Annotated in this window: 17 protein-coding genes; 15 read left to right on the forward strand and 2 right to left on the reverse strand. The window is 48.2% G+C overall.

What is annotated here, in order from left to right; all coding sequences use genetic code 11:
* Nucleotides 1–14: 14 nt before the first annotated feature.
* The 12 genes from flgB to AK966_RS13145 are packed head-to-tail and all read left to right on the forward strand — an operon-like array spanning nucleotide 15 to nucleotide 10,017.
* Nucleotides 15–377, forward strand: coding sequence for a flagellar basal body rod protein FlgB (gene flgB / locus AK966_RS13090; protein WP_099078270.1), 363 nt, complete (start codon nucleotides 15–17; stop codon nucleotides 375–377).
* A 2-nt stretch (nucleotides 378–379) separates the two neighbouring features.
* Nucleotides 380–814, forward strand: coding sequence for a flagellar basal body rod protein FlgC (flgC, locus tag AK966_RS13095; protein ID WP_099078269.1), 435 nt, complete (start codon nucleotides 380–382; stop codon nucleotides 812–814).
* Nucleotides 814–1,500, forward strand: a complete 687-nt coding sequence (gene flgD, locus AK966_RS13100; RefSeq protein WP_099078268.1) for a flagellar hook assembly protein FlgD — start codon at nucleotides 814–816, stop codon at nucleotides 1,498–1,500. Before flgC ends, flgD begins: the two co-directional genes overlap by 1 nt.
* Before the next feature lie 26 nt (nucleotides 1,501–1,526).
* Complete coding sequence (gene flgE / locus AK966_RS13105; protein WP_099078267.1) at nucleotides 1,527–2,726, forward strand: flagellar hook protein FlgE; 1,200 nt, start codon at nucleotides 1,527–1,529, stop codon at nucleotides 2,724–2,726.
* Nucleotides 2,727–2,738: 12 nt separating this feature from the next.
* Nucleotides 2,739–3,470 carry a flagellar basal-body rod protein FlgF gene (flgF, locus tag AK966_RS13110; RefSeq protein ID WP_099078266.1) on the forward strand — a complete coding sequence of 244 codons (732 nt, stop codon included), beginning with the start codon at nucleotides 2,739–2,741 and terminating at the stop codon, nucleotides 3,468–3,470.
* Between the two features lie 39 nt (nucleotides 3,471–3,509).
* On the forward strand, nucleotides 3,510–4,295 hold the full coding sequence (gene flgG, locus AK966_RS13115; RefSeq protein ID WP_005432423.1) for a flagellar basal-body rod protein FlgG: 786 nt from the start codon (nucleotides 3,510–3,512) through the stop codon (nucleotides 4,293–4,295).
* Between the two features lie 32 nt (nucleotides 4,296–4,327).
* Nucleotides 4,328–4,999, forward strand: coding sequence for a flagellar basal body L-ring protein FlgH (flgH, locus tag AK966_RS13120; protein ID WP_099078265.1), 672 nt, complete (start codon nucleotides 4,328–4,330; stop codon nucleotides 4,997–4,999).
* Nucleotides 4,999–6,120 carry a flagellar basal body P-ring protein FlgI gene (locus AK966_RS13125; RefSeq protein ID WP_182852673.1) on the forward strand — a complete coding sequence of 374 codons (1,122 nt, stop codon included), beginning with the start codon at nucleotides 4,999–5,001 and terminating at the stop codon, nucleotides 6,118–6,120. The genes flgH and AK966_RS13125 overlap by 1 nt, the downstream gene beginning before the upstream one ends.
* 10 nt (nucleotides 6,121–6,130) lie before the next feature.
* Nucleotides 6,131–6,679: a rod-binding protein gene (locus AK966_RS13130; RefSeq protein ID WP_099078263.1), complete on the forward strand. Its 549-nt coding sequence runs from the start codon at nucleotides 6,131–6,133 to the stop codon at nucleotides 6,677–6,679.
* Nucleotides 6,680–8,053 carry a flagellar hook-associated protein FlgK gene (gene flgK / locus AK966_RS13135; protein ID WP_119464311.1) on the forward strand — a complete coding sequence of 458 codons (1,374 nt, stop codon included), beginning with the start codon at nucleotides 6,680–6,682 and terminating at the stop codon, nucleotides 8,051–8,053. It begins immediately after the preceding gene.
* Nucleotides 8,054–8,065: 12 nt separating this feature from the next.
* Entirely contained in the window at nucleotides 8,066–8,965 is a 900-nt protein-coding gene (gene flgL / locus AK966_RS13140; protein ID WP_099078261.1) for a flagellar hook-associated protein FlgL, read from the forward strand.
* 11 nt (nucleotides 8,966–8,976) lie between these two features.
* The gene (locus tag AK966_RS13145; RefSeq protein ID WP_099078260.1) at nucleotides 8,977–10,017 is read left to right on the forward strand and encodes a flagellin; all 1,041 of its coding nucleotides are present in this window, start codon (nucleotides 8,977–8,979) and stop codon (nucleotides 10,015–10,017) included.
* Between the two features lie 94 nt (nucleotides 10,018–10,111).
* On the opposite strand, the gene AK966_RS13150 is transcribed toward AK966_RS13145, so the two are convergent.
* Together AK966_RS13150 and AK966_RS13155 are read right to left on the reverse strand one after the other, a co-directional pair.
* On the reverse strand, nucleotides 10,112–12,784 hold the full coding sequence (locus tag AK966_RS13150; protein WP_119464340.1) for a DUF2339 domain-containing protein: 2,673 nt from the start codon (nucleotides 12,782–12,784) through the stop codon (nucleotides 10,112–10,114).
* 376 nt (nucleotides 12,785–13,160) lie between these two features.
* Nucleotides 13,161–15,452, reverse strand: coding sequence for a glycoside hydrolase family 9 protein (locus AK966_RS13155; RefSeq protein WP_119464312.1), 2,292 nt, complete (start codon nucleotides 15,450–15,452; stop codon nucleotides 13,161–13,163).
* A 509-nt stretch (nucleotides 15,453–15,961) separates the two neighbouring features.
* Here AK966_RS13155 and fni point away from each other — a divergent pair.
* From fni to guaD, 3 genes are all read left to right on the forward strand, one after another.
* Nucleotides 15,962–16,999: a type 2 isopentenyl-diphosphate Delta-isomerase gene (gene fni / locus AK966_RS13160; protein WP_119464313.1), complete on the forward strand. Its 1,038-nt coding sequence runs from the start codon at nucleotides 15,962–15,964 to the stop codon at nucleotides 16,997–16,999.
* A gap of 100 nt (nucleotides 17,000–17,099) precedes the next feature.
* Entirely contained in the window at nucleotides 17,100–17,363 is a 264-nt protein-coding gene (locus AK966_RS13165) for a DUF3012 domain-containing protein (RefSeq protein ID WP_099078257.1), read from the forward strand.
* A gap of 218 nt (nucleotides 17,364–17,581) precedes the next feature.
* Nucleotides 17,582–18,892: a guanine deaminase gene (gene guaD / locus AK966_RS13170; RefSeq protein WP_099078256.1), complete on the forward strand. Its 1,311-nt coding sequence runs from the start codon at nucleotides 17,582–17,584 to the stop codon at nucleotides 18,890–18,892.
* Nucleotides 18,893–18,962 lie beyond the last annotated feature (70 nt).

Raw genomic sequence — 18,962 nt, forward strand, 5'->3', positions numbered from 1 at the left:
TTAAGGAAAGATGCATGGCGATCACATTCGAAAATGCGTTAGGTGTACATCCAGAGGCACTCAATTTTCGCGTTCAGCGTACCAAAGTCCTCGCCAGTAACCTAGCAAATGTTGATACACCTGGGTACTTGGCAAAGGACCTAAGTTTCACCACCGTGATGAATCAAATGTCAGCGGGCAGTGTGAACAAACCAGTGCCGAAGCTTCAGGTTGAGGCGCAATATTCGGTGCCTTACCAAAACAGCAAAGACGGCAACACTGTAGAACTGGGCGTGGAACAAGCCAAGTTCACGCAAAACAACATGGACTTTCAAACCAGCCTGACGTTTCTCAACATGAAATTCAGTGGCTTGGCGAAAGTGATTGAGGGACGTTAAACATGTCATTTACTGATATCTATTCGATCACTGGCTCGGCGATGACGGCGCAAACCGTTCGTCTGAACACGGTAGCCAGTAACCTGGCCAACGCCGATGCAGTGTCTTCGAATCCGGATGATGCCTACAAAGCACTGAAGCCAGTGTTCGCAACTGTGTATCAAAAAACACAGCTGGCGACGGAAAACGGTGTTTATCCGAATGCGGAAGTGCGCATTGTCGATGTGGTGCAGAATGCGGGTCAGGCAGAAAAACGCTTTGAGCCAAACAACCCGCTAGCGAACGATGAAGGATATGTGTACTACCCAGACATTGATGTGGTTTCAGAGATGGCAGACATGATGTCCGCAACGCGCAGTTTTGAAACCAACGTGGAAGTGTTGACGAATGTGAAAAGCATGCAGCAAGGTCTGCTTCGACTAGGGCAGGGTAATTAATGAGTCTCGCACAATACACCGCGCTTTCTTCTGATGCGCCAGTCGCGACCACTGCTAGTGGCGACACAGGTGGCATTTCCGCGAACCCGTCGGATATGAACAGCGCAACGTCACTGCAAAACGAGTTTATTTCGCTAATGGTGGCACAGATTCAAAACCAAGACCCACTTAACCCGCTTGATGGCACGGAGTATGTCAGCCAGTTAGCGCAATTTTCTCAGGTTCAAAGTACCGAAAACATGTCGATGCTCATGCAAAACAGCATGGTATTGCTCGACAACATGCAGGTACTTTCAACGGCGGGCTTGGTTGGTCAAACCGTGTATGTATCATCAAACGAGTTTGAACTTGGTGAAGGCTTGCAAAGTGGCAAAATTGAGCTAGAACATGGCTCGAACCAAGTCGCATTGGTCGTCAAAGATGAATTCGGTCAATCGACCAAAGTCCCACTAGGTGCACACGGTGCGGGTGACGTCGAGTTCTCTATCAGTCCAGAAGAACTTGGTTTGAAGCCGGGCAAATACACCGTCGCGGTGGAAGTTCAAGAAGGGCAAAAGAGCCCAAATGTTTTGCTGGCAGGCACGGTTGAGCAGGTACGTATTCCTAGCTCAGGTGGCGCAGCACTGGTCAATGTCCAAGGCGTTGGCAACGTTCCTTTCTATCAAATCACTCAGTTTGGTGCTTAACCAAATAAGGAAATCAGAGGTTATTTATGAGTTTTAACATCGCACTTAGTGGTCTGGACGCGACCAACACAGAGTTAAATACCATCAGTCACAACATTGCCAACGCATCAACGTACGGCTTTAAAGGTGGTCGCACAGAATTTGCAGCGGTTTACAACGGCATGCAACCGGGCGGCGTAGAAGTCGCGTCGATTTCTCAGAACTTCGATAAGAATGGTTCGGTGACAGGCACAGGTCGTGCAATGGACTTGGCGATCAACGGCAGCGGCTTCTTTGTGACGAAAGATCACATGGGTCAGATGCTTTACACTCGCGCAGGTGTGTTTGGTACTGACAAGAACAACTTCGTAACCGCAAATAATGGTGCCAAGTTGCAAGGTTATAGCGTAGACAACAATGCTAACCTTCAAACTGGTTCTGTTGGTGATATTAAAGTTTCTACGTCTTCACTAAATGCTAAAGCAACCGATAACCTTGACTTTGTGGCGAACTTTGATGCAAGCGCAACGGCAGTCGATCAAGCGATTTACCCATTTGATTCTTCCGATCCAAACTCATTCAACTCTTCTTACACCAGCAAGGTTTATGACTCACTTGGCAACTCGCACACAGTAACTCAGTACTTCACGAAGACATCAGATAACGAATGGCAAGTGAATGTGGAAGTCGACGGTGCGCCAACGATACCAGCAACGGCTCAAACGGTTCAATTCAATACCGATGGCACGCTGGCATCTCCAACGGGTTCTTTCAACGTTGCATTCCCTGCGGCGGGCGCAAACGCAATGAGCATTGATATCAGCTTGAACGGCAGCACTCAGTTTGGCGCTGCGTTTGGCGTGAGCACTAACAACCCTAACGGTTACACTTCAGGTGAGCTTGCGGGCGTTCGAGTGGAAGACAACGGTATGGTTTATGCGACTTACACCAATGGTCAGTCTCAGTTACAAGGTCAGGTTGTATTAGCCGATTTTGCTAACACGCAAGGTCTATCGAAAGTGAGCGGCACGGCATGGACACAGAGCTTTAGCTCAGGCGCACCAATCATGGGTGTTCCGGGTACGGGCACATTGGGTGACTTAACACCGGGTGCGTTAGAAGGCTCTAACGTCGACTTAACTAGCGAACTTGTCGCGTTAATGACGGCGCAGCGTAACTACCAAGCCAACGCGAAAACCATTTCGACCAATGACAAGCTGACTCAAGCTCTGTTCAACGCGGTGTAATGGGAGAGTCGCATGGATAGCTTGTTATTTACTGCCACGTCGGGTGCGAGCCGAGTCCTCAAGGCTCAGCACGTGCGTTCGAACAACTTGTCGAATGCTGACACCGCAGGTTTCCGTGCCGATATGGAGCGCGTTCGCAGTGTTGAACTACAAGGTTCGGGCTTTGATGGCCGCACCATGGTGGTGACCAACTCCGCCGCAACGCGTTTTGATTCTGGCGACATCATGAAAACTGGCCGCCCTCTCGATGTGGCGATCATGGGTGAGGGTTACCTCACCGTTGAAACACCTGCTGGCAATGAAGCTTACACGCGAGCGGGCAATATCAAAGTCGATACCTTTGGCGCAATGAGTATCAATGGCTTCCCTGTTGTGGGTGAAAACGGCCCTATGGTGGTGCCTGATTTTCAGAAGATTGAAATCAGTGAACGTGGCCGTGTGTCTGTCATTCCACCGGGTGGCGGTGCAGAAGTGGAAGTGGGCACCTTAAAGCTAGTAAAACCGACAATCAACCAACTGCAAAAAGAGAGCGACAGCTTGCTACATAGCGTAGATGGCGTGCCTTTCCCTGCGGATGAAACCGTGCAGCTTTCTCCAGAGCACATTGAGGGCAGTAACGTGTCTGCCATTGATGAACTGCTGAGCGTGATGTCGCTGACGCGTAACTTCGAAATGCAAGTACGCATGATGAAAACCGCAGAAACCTTGGCGCAAGCCGGAAACAAATTGATGGCGGCGAGATAACCCTTACACGAAGGGATTCTCGTCCAAAGGAGATAACCAATGCATTCAGCATTATGGGTAAGTAAGACGGGCATGGCAGCTCAAGATACGAAAATGACTGCCATCTCTAACAACCTAGCGAACGTCAACACGGTCGGCTTTAAGCGCGATCGCGTGGTGTTTGAAGACTTGTTCTACAGCATTCAGCGTCAACCCGGTGCGCAAGTCGACCAAGTGAATGAACTACCAAGCGGTGTTCAGCTTGGTTCCGGTGTTCGTGTTGTGGGAACGCAGAAAGTCTTCACTCAGGGCAACACTCAAAATACCACTCAAGAGTTGGATTTAGCGGTGATGGGACAAGGCTTTTTCCAAATCGAAAACTCTGACGGTCAGATCATGTATACGCGTAATGGTCAGTTCCACATCAACTCAGAGGGTTTGATGGTCAACAGCCAAGGCTTGCCACTGGAACCGCAAATTCAAATCCCAGACAACGCGATTTCGTTCTCTGTGGGTGTGGATGGCACGGTAACGACAACCTCTGCAGACGATCCAACGCCACAGCAACTGGGTCAGATTACGCTAGCGAAGTTTATCAACCCAGCGGGTCTAGAAGCTGTTGGTGGCAACTTATTCCGCGAGACAGAAGCAAGTGGTCCTGCGGATGAATTGATTGCGGGCGAAGACGGTGCAGGCAGCATCAAACAGGGGGCTTTAGAAGGCTCAAACGTGCAAGTAGTGGAAGAGATGGTCGACATGATCACCACTCAACGCGCGTACGAGATGAACGCCAAAGTAGTCTCTGCCGCAGACGACATGCTGAAGTTTGTCGCGCAATCGATGTAAGTAAGAAATTGGTGATGATGAAGGAAAAAGCAATGAAATGGCTATCGAAGAGTTGGGCAGTTGCCGTCGTGTTGCTGGTGGGGTGTGCGGGTCGTGATGAATTTATTCCACCCGAGCCAAACACAGAGGAATACGCGCCACCAGTGTTGGATTACACCTTGCCAGAGACCAAGTCCGGCAGCCTTTATCGTCACCAATACACAATGACGTTATTTCAAGATCGCCGAGCCTACCGAGTCGGTGATGTTTTGACCGTGCAGCTCTTTGAAGAAACCTCTTCAAGTAAGAAGGCAGGCACACAGTTTGGCAAAAGCTCAACCGTAGACTTTGCCGCGGCAACCATTGGCACCCAAACCATTGATGAGCTAGGCGTGAGTATTGATGGCAGCCGCAACTTTGATGGCAGTGCATCCAGCTCGCAAGGCAACAAATTACAAGGTGCGATCACCGTGACTGTGCATGAGGTATTGCCAAATGGTGTGCTTCGCATTAGCGGTGAAAAATGGCTGCGACTCAACCAAGGCGATGAATTTATCCGGCTCACAGGCATTGTGCGCGTTGATGACATCAACCGCAGCAACCAAGTTTCTTCTCAGCGTATTGCTGATGCTCGTATTACCTACGCAGGTCGCGGCGCATTAGCCGATAGCAACGCAGCCGGGTGGCTGACGCAGTTCTTCAACAGCCCATGGGTACCATTCTAATGAAGTCTATTAACGCATTTTTTACTTCTTTTCTATTGGCTTTGTCCTTGGGACTTCCTGCCACTTCACAAGCTGAAGTGGAAATTCCGATCATGGATTTGGTGGATGTTCAGGGCATCCGAGAAAACCAATTGGTCGGTTACGGTTTAGTGGTGGGTTTGGCCGGTCAAGGTGACCGTAACCAAGTGAAATTCACCGCTCAATCCATTACCAACATGCTGCGCCAATTTGGGGTTCAGATTGATGACAGCATGAACCCAAAATTACGTAACGTGGCGTCCGTAAGCGTTACCGCATCCGTTGACCCAATGGCTGGCCCAGGTCAAACACTGGATGTGGTGGTTTCCTCTATCGGTGATGCGAAAAGCTTGCGTGGTGGCACATTACTGTTGACGCCACTGCGCGGTATTGATGGCGAAGTGTATGCCATCGCTCAAGGCAGTGTGGTGGTGGGGGGCTTATCCGCCGAGGGTAAAAGTGGCTCTAAGGTAGAAGTAAACACACCAACCGCAGGTCGCATTCCAAATGGTGCAACGTTGGAGCGAGAAATCGAAACTGACTTTAACCAGCGTGACGAAATTACTTTGAATCTACGCAAACCAAGCTTTACGACAGCAAAGAACATCGCCCGTGAAATCAACAATACCTTTGGCCCAAATGTGGCAAAAGCGATCAACAAAGCGCGTGTAGAAATGCGTGCGCCAATGGATACCCAACAGCGTGTCACCATGATGTCGATGTTGGAAGAAATGAGCGTGGAAGAAGGCCGTAAACCGGCTCGAATCGTATTCAACTCTCGTACGGGTACTGTGGTGATTGGTAAGAATGTTAAGGTTGGTGAAGCGGCAGTAAGCCACGGCAACTTGACCGTTCGAATCTCCGAATCTCAACAAGTCAGCCAGCCTAACGCGTTTGCTGATGGTGAAACCAAAGTCGTGGATCAAACCCAAATCGAAGTAAACGAAGATCAGGCGCAAATGGTGATTTGGCCTCCGGGTACGGAACTGAACACCATTGTCAACGCTGTAAACAGCTTAGGTGCTACGCCAACGGATCTGATGTCGATTCTGCAAGCATTGAACGAAGCGGGTGCGCTGAATGCTGAACTTGTGGTGATTTAAGGAGTTAGCGATGAAGTTAGATACGAGCGGCGATCAAGCTCAACTCAATACCATGCTGTATCACGACAACAGTGCCCTAGCGAGCATCAAGAAAAGTCGCGACCAAGAAGGTGCTCTTGAAGTGGTTGCGGGTCAATTCGAGGCGATGTTCCTACAAATGGTGCTGCGTCAAATGCGCAGCAGCAGTGATGTATTGGCCGACAAAGACAGCCCGTTTGCTAGCCAGCAACAAGGCGTGTTTCGCGATATGTACGATGGACAATTAGCGATGGAGTTGGCGAAAAAACAGAACTCCGGTATCGCCAATATGCTGATCCAGCAACTTAGCCCTTCAATGCGCGAAGTGGCGTTCGACCAATCACGCAATGTCTCTCCAGCAAACGATGGAAAAGAGGTCAGTCTTGAACGCAAATCACAACTTGAAAAGGGTGACATCGCGATGACAACCGATGCAGTTAATCCCATGCAGCAAGCGGTCGCCTCTGTTAAACAAGTGCTCGGTGAAGCCGGAATGACGACCGCGTTTACTCAGCCGCTGATTAGGAAAATGGAGCTGTAAATGAACCTTGTGAATATCGCCCTTTCAGGCTTAAACGCGAACCGTGTGGCGTTGGATGTGACCGCGCAAAACGTGGCTAATATCAACACACCGGGATACAGCCGACAACAAGCGCTGATGGCATCCGTTGGTGACGGTAAGTACAACAAACTCAGCCCTGGCATGGGTGTTGAAGTGACGAGTATTCGTCGCGTAACGGACCAGTTCTTGGTTAAGCAAACATGGTCTACTAACAGTTTAGCGGCTTATTCGGCAGGCTATACCAGCGCGATGAGTCAGCTTGAGAACACGCTTGGCGCTGATGGATTCAGTGTTTCAGCAGGTTTAGATTCCTTTAACGCCGCACTTAATGATGCCACGGTAAAACCGGAATCGATTCCATACCGTCAGCAAATCATTAATGAATCAGAAGCGTTAGCGCGTCGTTTCAATACGCTAACTGAGTCTCTTCATAATCAACACAAAGACATGAGTGACCAGCGTACTGCGGCGTTGAACCATGCCAATAGCTTGATGGCGAACATTGCTGATGTGAACAAGCAGATAGTCGAGATGCAAGGCATAGGCGGTAACCCAGCTCAATTGATGGATACTCGTGATGCGTTGATTGACGAACTTTCTCAGATTGTTGAAATCAAAACGACCGACCAACCAGACGGCAGCATGCAAGTGACACTGGCTTCTGGTCAGCCATTGGTGATGGGATCGGATTACGGTCAGCTAGCGGCAAAACCCAACCCAACTGACCCATATCTTGCCGATTTGAGTGTCGATTTTGCATCGCAAAGCTTTGTCATTGACCACTCGGTAGGCGGCAAGTTGGGTGCGATTAACGATTATCAAACCGAAGTGCTAAAGCCAAACCAAGTTGCTTTGGATGACATGGCTAAAGCGTTGGCGGATGAATACAACGCAGTGCTGGCAACCGGGCAAGATCTCAACGGCAATCCGGGCACACCATTGTTTAGTTACGATCCTGCAAACCCTGCTGCAAGCCTAACCATTACCGATATCAGCGCGGAAGAATTAGCATTCTCCAGCGACGGCACGCCGGGTAATGCGGATGTATTGAATGACCTGATTCAACTTAGCAATAAGCCGGTTTCAGTCACTGGCTATGGTTCGCTGAGCTTGAACGATGCGTTCACCGCAATGGTCGGTGAAACAGCGATCAAAGCACGCCAAGCAGAAGCGGATTACGAAGCCAAAGCCGCAATGAACAAACAAGCGCATGCGGCGCGCGACAATGTTAGCGCCGTTAACAGCGATGAAGAAGCGGCAAATCTGATGACATTCGCTAACGCACACAACGCCAACATGAAAGTTATTAGCACCGCTAACCAGCTCTTCGACTCTGTATTGCAGTTATTCTAAAAGGAACCCGAGATGCGAATCAGTGACAGTCAATTTAGCCAGTTGATGCTGCAAAGTCTGCAAACCAACAACGCAGGTTTAGGGCATGTTCTTCAACAAATGGCCACGGGTGACCGATTAACCAAGCTTTCTGATGACCCAATGGCGTCGATTAAGCTGCTGAACCTTGAGCGTGAAAACAGCGCGATCGGCCAGTATCAAAGTAATATCGCCAACCTGAAAACCACACTTTCTGCCCAAGAAACCCACTTGGACTCCATTAATGAAAGCCTAAAGAGCGTGCGTGATTTGGTGCTTTGGGGCGCGAACGGCACATTAACCGATGAAGACCGCAGTGGCATGATCATCGAGCTAAAAAGCTACCGTGATTCGATTGAGTCTTCATTCAATGCCCAAGACGAAGAAGGCCACTACCTGTTTTCAGGTACTCAGACGGACAAGCCTGCGGTGAGTAATGCTGGTGGTGCGTACCAAGTTGATGGCAACAGCGACAAACGCGTGGTAACCGTTGCAAAGGGCGTGACCATGGATTCCAATATGACGGCAAAAGAGATCCTGGAACTTGGTGGTGGCGATAATGTGTTGAACCAAATCGACGTTTTGATTGCGGAATTTGAGAACCCGAGTCCGAATTTTCAAGCGGAGGTAGACGCGAGCTTATCTGCGATTGATGATACCTTGGCGAACGTACTGGGAGCGATGACAGAAATCGGTGGTCGCCATAACAACCTTGACCTAATGGACAGCGCACACGGTGAAAACAAACTGTTCGTTGACAAGGTGACCAGTGACTTATCGGCATTGGATTACAGTGAAGCATCAGTACGTTTAAGCAACTACATGGCCGCGTTACAAGCAACGCAAGCTAGCTACGTGAAGATCAACGATCTCAACCTGTTTGATCGTATTTAAGGAAGTTTTGTATGGTGATGAGCACAGTAGAGGTAAGACCCCATAGCATACGCTTAGGTGGGCAAGAACAAGCCTCTATCATGCCAACCCGCTCAGCGGATTCGAGCAGTGCGATTAAGCCGCGTCCTACGCAAGTTCAGGCTGACACAGCGTCAGCCTATTCTGTTTCCGGTATTCAGCTTACTCAAGGTCAGCAACAAGCAACAGCGGTACAAATTGCCTGTAAATCGTTGCAAGTGATTGGTAAGGAGCTGACTCAAATCAAGCGAGGTTTGACACAAGCCGTCAACCAAGGTGCACAGAATGTCCCTGGTCTGCAAGAAGGGCTCGTTCGTTCTAAAGCATCGATTCAACAAGTGGTTGAGCAAGCTCGTTTTGATGGGCAGAAAGTGATTGATAACGAACTGCACCTCAAGCTGGATAAAGCGGATATCCGTCGATTCTCGATCCCCGGTTTGAACGTGCATCGTTTGAGTGAGAAAGCTGAGCAAATCCGCTTGGACTTTCCGCAAGGCCAATCGGTGATGATCCAATTCGATGGTCAAGCCGATGGTGCACGTACCGTGAAAATGCTCGACCGCAGTTTGATTGCGATGGGCATGCGAGCATCACTGGCAGAAGATGGCACCATCTTGTTTGAAGCGCACGAGACTGCATATCAACAAATGCAGCAAAAAGTGTTAGTGACGGGTGAAGGTCATCGTTTTCCTGCAGGGCAAGCGAATGTGCTGAACCTAAAATCAGAACCGGATGGCATCGCTGAGTTAAGCTTTGATTTAGGCTCTCGTGATGGCATCAAACAGACCATCGCCAAAGTGAACCAGCATATTAGACAAGTGCAAAACAGCTTGGAAGAAGCCAAAGTGTTTCACGGTGAATTGAACTTACAAATGCGCTCTGTGCAGAGTCAATCTAACCAGATGAGTGTTGCTGATGTAAATGCGAAGCTCGATGACTTTATGGCAAGCTCAGGCCAGTTTAGCTCGACATTCCAAGCGCTCAATGCACAAGCGAATGTGCGTCGCCATACCGTGGTGGCGCTGTTGAAATAGCCCTTCAAGAACACTCCAAGATTCCCTTCTCAATTCACCAGTGGTTGCGTAACCTAGAAACGAGTTGGGAATCACCGCTATATAATCCTGAACTCTATTCCACTTGTTCCACCGATTCCGCCACTGAGCGATGCAGTTTTTGGAATAACCATCCCAATCCAATCAGTGATGCGCCTAAGCCTAAGAAGCTGATCGCACGCCAGAAACCATCCAGTGAGCTTACATCCCACAAGAACACCTTCAGCGCGACACACGCTAACACTGCCAGACCAATACGCTGAATTGTCATTGCTTTACGTGTTGCGCCTACCCAAGTCAGTATGCCACCGACAATCAACCCGGCAATCGAGTAGGTAAAAAGCTCAGCCATGCCAGTCGGTTGAGCTAGGGTCATCGAGACAGGTTGCCAGAACTGACGAACCGACATACCTAGCCAAGCGGTCGCTAAGATAAGCCCAAAACTTGCGACTACAGGGCGCGGGATCTGTAATGTGTTCCAACGCTTGTAAGTGGTGACTAGTAAAATAACCGCAGGCAGCAGCCATCCGAGTGACAGCATGTTGAATACAGGCAAAGACTCCGCGGAAACATTATTGATCATCAACGGCGACTCAAGGCTATTGAGTAGCATCATCAATACAACAAAGGTGCCCCAAAGCAGGTAGCTGTAAGCTTGATAAACCCGTGCTAGTTTCTGCGCAAACTGGCTGCGATAGCTATAAACCAAACCCATCACTAATGCTTGGTTAGCAAACACAATCGCCGAAGTGAAATCGATGTCGCCAAGGTAGCCGTATTGCCCTGTCAGCCAGTAGTTGGTTTGGGTGAACACCGCCATCAAGAACACATGTAAGAACGCACCTTCAAACCAATTGGCGAGCTCTGTATCTGAGCGATGCAATACGGTACGTGCGTAAGCAAGAATTGCCAAAGAAGGCAGATAACTGATCAGTACCCAAGCCCAGTGACCAGCATTGACAGGCTGCCACTGTGGAATAAAAGGTAATAAGGTCAGACGAACGACCAAGATGCCCATTGCGACTTTCACGGCCCAATTGGCAGGGCGGAACAGGTTAATTTGAGTTTGCAGCGCCATTACCGCCACTTGGATCGAAATGGCAGTGGTGAACCAAGTGTCACTTAGCCAAACAAAAGCCGTTCCGGCAATGATGGCATGCATGATGGCAGAACATTCCAGTGCTACAGCTTGAAGACGGTGTCCAAGTACTAGGTAATAGAATGCGACGAGTGCGGTGAATGCGGTCCAACCCAGAACGTGACGGCCCATAAACTCATCGGCGTAGAGCAAAGTTATCAGCGCCATTGATGGGGCGAGGACAAGCAACAACATCAGCGCGATTGGTGAACGATCACCAGCAAGGGTTTGGCAAAGTGTTCGTAGTGCGGTCAAAGTAATGCTGACTGCCAATGCCACTAATACCCATGTTTGTGCGTCGGACATGTAAATGGACTCTAGTGCAATGGAGAGCAGAAAAATTGCGGTTGCGGTAATCAACGTGCTTGGAAGGAATAAGCGTAAAGACCAACTTTGGCGAATCGCAGGTAGCCAGATTAATGCCAGCAGAAACGCATATAGATACAGCATTTGTGTGATATTAATTGTCGGCATCCGAGCGAGTGCAGACAGCATCAAAAGAACAAGTGTCAGTGCGATGGCTGTTGGCGGATGCGTCCACTTGCCGTGGCAATGACGATAACGTGGATGGAGTGCCCACCCCAGCCTTGGTACAGCAAAGACCAGATATAAGGTTAATGATAGGAAGATACCCAACCATGAGAATAACGTGTCAGTTGGCAGGCGTTCGATCAAGACCAACATCCACAACAGGTGAGGGATAGTAATACTAGGCGACAGCCACGCTCGCTGGACGGATTGCATCAATAAGGTCGCGGCGAAGGATATTGCGCTGATGTAGCTCGCCAATAGGTAGTAATTGGGCTCGGTTCCTGCAACCCACAACGGCGCTGAATATCCACCAATGAGACCAAGCACAGCCATCAACGGGCCTTGGCGCAGAGACAGCGCAAGACTAGAGAAAGCGGCACCCGCTAGGATAACTAAAGAAACACTCGGCAATAGCAGCTGATAAAAAACAAAGGCAAAAATGACGGTGCAGTAAACGCCAGTTAAGCCTGTTCCGGCAATGGCAGCGGGGACATACGTAAAGCCGTGAGCTCGTTTGGCACGCTCGGGGTTTTTCTGCTCTTTGCGGTGGAACCATTCGCCTGCGAGGACGGTGGCAAGAGAGAGCGAGAAGGCAATGGTGACGCGCATCAGAGGGGAGAGTTCAATATGACTGCCAATCACTTGCACTAAATAGCCACCACCAATCAGCATGGCGATCGCGCCAACCCAAACTAACCAGTTCTCTTGAATGTTGGCTAGTAACTTATTGGCTTGTTTTTCAAACACAGACTCGTTGATTTGATTAAGGCGAGCAATATGTACGTCATCGGAGTCTGGATTGCAAGGTTCAAATATTAGTTTTTGCTGATGTTGCAATTGTTCGTTGTCGGCGAGATCTTGGATAGGATCTGACGCGATCTCAAGATCATCTAAGGTGGTGAATGCATTCGATGAAGAGGGCGATGACTCAACATTTGACGTCGGTTCAAAGCGTTGCTGGCTTTGAGGTGTGACGCACTCGGAAAGGCGTGAGCGTAACTCAGCTAACTCTTTATGCAGTTGAGATATTTCATCTTCCAATCTCGACACTCGGCCGACCGCCTTCAATGTAATGAGCATGGCGAAAAATGCCAAAATCACCGCTAATAAGGTAAACAACGCGTACTCCCTATCTAACAATGATGACGAATGTTCTGATTTGTCATCGCTTGTATTATTAAAGGTTAGTCCACTGTGTTACAGGCGAGCGAAATGTACAACATGGGTCGTAAAATTTGGGAGATGAGCGATTCATTATTAATGAATGGCAATGAAAACTGACAGCTTACCAATAGTGGGCTAAGTTCAAATTTTTCAATTATTTTAATTTCTTAGCGAATTAACTCTTATTAAGCAGCAAACTCTTGTGCTTGTTTGTGTGCGTTGAAAGAAGAGGTAACTGGCGCATCAAAGACGAAAATATCCTTGATGCGACTTCGTGTTTTATGATTCAGATTTAGTTAAGTTTACCCTCATCTAACGCTGCACTGACCCAAACCAGAGGTGCATTCCAGTTGATGGTGATCTCATTGAGCGACCAGGCATTGATATTGTCTTTGTAACAGGTTTGACCGATACAATTGCCTTTCATGCCCGCGGCAATAGGGTCACTAAAGTTGATGGAGTTTGGCCCTCCAATCAGCGCACCGGGTGCAGGTGCGGGTGAATTTTCATCAACGGCTTTTGCCCAGAAGCGGTGATGTGGATTTTGCGCTGCGCGAGTGCCGTAGCCTGTGACATATGAGATGTTCATTGGGTTTGCGCCCAGTACATAGTCCATCGCGTTGGCTACGGATTTCAAGTAGCGTATATCTTGGCTAAAGTCGTTGGCATAGATAAGGAAAATGCTGCGATTTACAAGGTTGGAATTTGAACCCCAAGGGTAAGACTTCACGCTGTAAGGAATGTGGTAGCCTTCATTTTTCATCTGGCCTACGTATTGGTTTGCGGTGTGGATAATCGCCTGACGTGCCTTAAGGGTCACGCCCTCTCCCAAGGTATGTGGCACAACCGCTAAACTGATGGTGCCAAGTGGCGCAGTATATTGCCAGAAGATGTCGCCATCGGTGGCCTGATTACCTTTTGGTGTTTCTAGGTAGTGAGGTGAAGCTTCTAGGAAGGCTTTATAGTTAGGGTTTCCTGTCGCAATAAAGAGCTCAGTTGCCGCCCAGTAAAAATCATCGCTTAGTGACAGATCATCATAAGGGCCAGAGCCGGTAAAGTTGTCATAAGCATAGATCTCAGGTAAGCGATTTGCCGCTTTCCAAGCGTTTTCAGCCGCCGTTAAACACTGTTTGGAGAAGCTCGCATCGATGTTTTTCCAGATACGTGAACATTGAGCACCAATTGCGGCAAGGTTGAGTGTTGCTGCTGTACTTGGCTGACCAACATAACGTTTTTGAGTGTCTTTGTGTGGAGGGAGAGGCATCCCTGTCCATACTTCATCGGCAATTTTATGGAACGCTAGGTGTGAACCATCAACTTTGCTCAGTTGCAACTTTTTGCCATCTGACTGGTCACCAATTGGCGCATACACCATTTTGCCTTGCGGAATTTGCATTGCAAGCATGAACTCTATATTCCAACGTGCTTCAGAAAGCAGCGCATTGACCCCGTCTTGTGGCTCAGGAATTTTTGCCGAGCCATCAGAGAATGGCAGCGCAGCGCCCTCGACCCATGTGCCACGTTCGTACAAATTTAGCAGGGTCCATGTCGTGATGCCGCTATTCACCGTGTATTTACCGTGATCGCCAGCATCATACCAGCCACCCGTGACGTCAATCGAAAAGTCACAGCCAGGCCAGTCATTGCCCCATGCGTCTTGCTTGTCGTAGCAGGTGACAATATCTTTAGTATGGCCAGCAGGTCTTGCTAGGTCGTCCCGTTGGACATATTGTGGCTTAATCTCAATACCACTGCGGTTTTGGTAAAAATAGGAAAACGCGTCGTGCTTCAATGAGTGGTAGATGTCATTGCGAATATCAAACGGGAACCCCGTTTCGTCATCAACGGTGATGGTCAGCCCTTTTTGCTGTGTGGTGTAATGAGACAGATCGATGCGGTGCAGATTTTCACCCGAGGCTGTATTGAGGCCAAACGGCGTGGTTTGGCCTAGGTCAATACTGATACCTTGTGCATTTTTAAGTGTCCAACGCAGTGGTTCCGTAGATTCAGACGCCACGAAAATAAATTTGTCGGCCTTTGGCAAAAAACCAACCTGGTTTTGACGAATTGGTGAGGTTTCTGCGATATGAATATACGGCTTACCGTCAATGGAAACGTTGGTGATACAAATGGTGGCAGGCTTCTGTGCGCCCATTTGGAACTGAAACTCACCGCCAGCGTCGCTATCGTGCTGCTGAGTAAATTGATAGCGATAAGACTGTGTGGTTTTACCAATCCGCGTGTCTTCAGTAAAGTAGTGAGTATAAGGAGGACCTTCATGTTGAATTAGGGTTTTAACCTGAGTATCGACATCGGCTCTCGCATCGAAACTGATGGTGTACTCTTGGCCTTTCTCAAGCCCCACACCACCGTGGCCTAAAATAATGCTCCAAGCATTGGTGCCAGGATTGGTTATCTCCATGCACGCTTCGTCGCCACTGGTGTCAATCGAGCCCCCCGCTGTCCACCAGCCATCGATGCCATTGGTAAAGTTGCCATTTCTAATCATTTCATCTGCTTGAGAAGCAGCGGTGAATGACAGTGAAATAACAAGGGATATGAGCGTCATATTCTGTTTTTTCATAGTTCCTCCGTATTCATTAAAGTAAGCTTACAAGGGCAATGTGTGGTTGGATATTGAACGATATGTGATTGTGAACTTGGTGGGCTTTGGTTTTCGAGTTCGTGATTGCACTTGCGAGATTAGGCCAGTACATGAATCAGTTTCATCGCAAAATGGATTATTGTGGGTCAGTAAATGGAAGTTTAATGAGGTCGTATAAAAAGCACTAAGGCTCGATTATAGTCTCAAGTCATTGTCCATGTTGAGATTGCCATTTGCCATTTGCCATTTGCCGTTTTGGCATGGCGAGGCGGGTATTCGAGTGTGTAACCGCATTGGTAGAATATTTTTGACTACGCCCTCGTTTTTCACTGTACTAGTATGGAAAGGTATCGAGAAGGTGCAGGGTTCTGGAGATAAGTACAGGCGATTGGGTGCGGAAAAGAAGATAGGTTATTTCTAAATTTTCGCATTGACGTCAATGTTAAGGATCGCAACAATGCGCCATTATTCCACTTCAAGGCTACATTATGGCACCGCAGACTAACCGAAAAGACTTACACCTAGACGCTGTTTTACATCATGACATGAGTATGAAACACAAAACAGCGGGTTTCGAGTCTGTCGAATTTGAACATTGCGCTTTGCCAGAATGTGATTTTAAAGGCATCGACTTATCGACAGAATTCTTAGGTCACCAACTGGCGTTGCCATTTCTTATTAGCTCAATGACGGGCGGCGCGAAAGAGGCCGAGATCATTAACTGCCGCTTGGCAGAGGCTGCGAGTGAAATGGGTATTGCGATGGGGGTTGGTTCGCAGCGCGTAAGCTTAGAAGACAGTTTACATTCAGGGTTAGGTAAAACCATTCGTGACCTAGCTGATGGCGTGCCTTTGTATTCCAATTTAGGTGCCGCCCAACTAAGAGATAAACAGCGTCTCGACAATGCACAACGCGCAGTCGACTTCATTCAAGCCGATGCATTGTTTATACACTTGAACCCAATGCAAGAAGCTTTGCAGCAAAATGGTGACTACAACTGGATTGGCGTGCTTAAGTCGATTGAGCAGTTAAAGCAACGCATTGATGTGCCGATGATCGTCAAAGAGGTCGGTTTTGGTATCAGCGGAGCGGTTGCCACACAATTGGTCGACGTTGGTGTGGATGCGATTGATGTCGCGGGGGCTGGTGGTACAAGCTGGTCTGCCGTCGAGGGTTATTGCCAGACTGACAGTAAAATGCAGCATGCAGCAGAACTGTTCCGTGATTGGGGTATGCCTACCGCACGATGTTTAGCGCAAATTCGAGGTCAATACTCAGAGTTACCATTGATTGCTTCTGGTGGGATATACAATGGACTTGAAGCAGCAAAAGCCATTCATCTAGGTGCAAACCTTGTTGGTCAGGCAGGCGCAGTATTGAGAGCTGGCACAATCAGCACACAAGCAGTAGTTGAACACTTAGAGCAAATGGCACTTGAGTTGCGTTTATCTTGCTTTGGCACCGGTTCGGTGGACCTTAAAGCATTAGTTCAAGCTCGACGGATGCACAAACAAACGCTCTATTAACGCATCGAAGTTGACTGAATTAAAATTGTCGATTTTTTAACACTGGCAATGATAATTTCGGTATATTTCATTCACTGTTTGTAACTGGGCACTTAATTTTATGAAAAATCTGGTACTGCTACTGTTGGCATCTTCCGCTCTTACCGCGTGTTCTGATGAAGTTGGCACCGAAGGCTGGTGTAACGATATGAGCGACAAAGCAAAGACAGAGTGGACCACTGACAATGCTTTGGATTTCGCTAAGTATTGTGTCCTTCAAGATGGCATTGGCAGTGAGCAGTGGTGTAAAAACCTGAAAGACAAACCAAAAGGTGAATGGACGGCGAATGAAGCGACAAGCTATACCAAGCACTGCATTTTCTAAATAAGCTATTCCTATGCGTTATAGCACAGGATGAATCATTACCACGCCGAGCATCACGCTCGGTTTTTTTTCGACTATACCTATGTATGTTGAGGTTGCTTGGGTATTTGGCTTTGTGCTGACGGACATGAACGCAATGCGTTGCTGCTGAGCCCAAGTTTGAAATAAGGATGATCAGCTATAGTTAGAACGTGTCGATCTTTTGAGTGGTGTGATGCATGAAGACAGAAACGACAGTAGTAATTCGAGCGAGTTTTCTCCACTTTATTGAAAACCCTTGTGACGTCGATGATGAATCTGCAAGTTATGAGTATCTAGCTGATGGTCTATTAGTTGTAGAACATGGTCATATTAAGCAGCTCAAGGCGTTTGACGAATCTGACTATAAACAGTACGAACACATTGAGGACTTACAAGGCAAGCTCATTATGCCTGGTTTTATCGATACCCATGTCCATTATCCTCAGACACAAATGATTGCTGCTTATGGCGAGCAGTTACTGGAATGGCTCGAGACTTACACTTTTCCAACAGAGAAGCAGTTTGAAAACAAAGCGCATGCCAAAGCAATGGCAGAGTTTTTTATCAAAGAACTACTCAAAAACGGAACCACAACCGCCCTTGTGTTTTGTACTGTGCATCCGCAGTCGGTTGATGCTTTGTTTGAAGAGGCGATGCGTTTTAACCTGAGGCTTATTGCAGGCAAAGTCATGATGGACAGAAACGCACCTGATTATTTGCTCGATACCGCGGAATCCAGTTATTCGCAAGTCAAAACATTGATTGAAAAGTGGCACAACCATCATCGATTACAGTATGCGATCTCCCCGCGTTTTGCCCCAACGTCGACACCTGAGCAACTCGCTGTCGCGGGACGATTGAAAAAGGAGTACCCCGATGTTTATGTTCATACACATCTATCTGAAAATAAAAATGAAGTGGAATGGGTAAAGTCACTTTTTCCTGAGTACGTCGACTATTTCGATGTGTACAAATATTATGGTTTGGCCGGGAATAAATCCGTTTTTGCTCATGCGATACACCTGTCAGAGCCTGAATGGCATGTGATCAAACAAACGAACTCTGTCGTCGCGTTCTGCCCAACGTCGAATTTATTCCTTGGCAGTGGCCTGTTTGATTTGGAAAAGGCCGAAAAATTGGCGATTCGCTTTGGTCTGGGTACAGATGTTGGTGCGGGCACGAGTTTTTCGCTGCTCCAAACACTAGGTGAAGCCTATAAGGTGGCTCAATTACAGGGTGAAAAGCTCTCCGCGTACATGGGTTTTTACCTCGCGACGCTCGGAGGCGCTAAAGCATTAAGCCTTGATGACAAACTTGGAAACTTTGAGACAGGAAAAGAGGCGGACTTTGTCGTACTCAACTGGTCTGCTACCGATTTACAGAAATTGCACGCTCGTTACTCACAAGGCTTGTCCGATCGATTATTCGCGCTAATGATGCTTGGTGATGAGCGCAATATCCACTCCACTTTCGTCGCCGGGGAATTGGCGTATGTAAATGGTGAATGATTCATTTCTTGTGCCTACAATAATAATTCCATGGCCAGCTCGTACTGTACGTTGACAAACATGTGAGGTT

This window comes from Vibrio sp. PID23_8 (assembly GCF_003584965.1).
Lineage (GTDB): Bacteria > Pseudomonadota > Gammaproteobacteria > Enterobacterales > Vibrionaceae > Vibrio.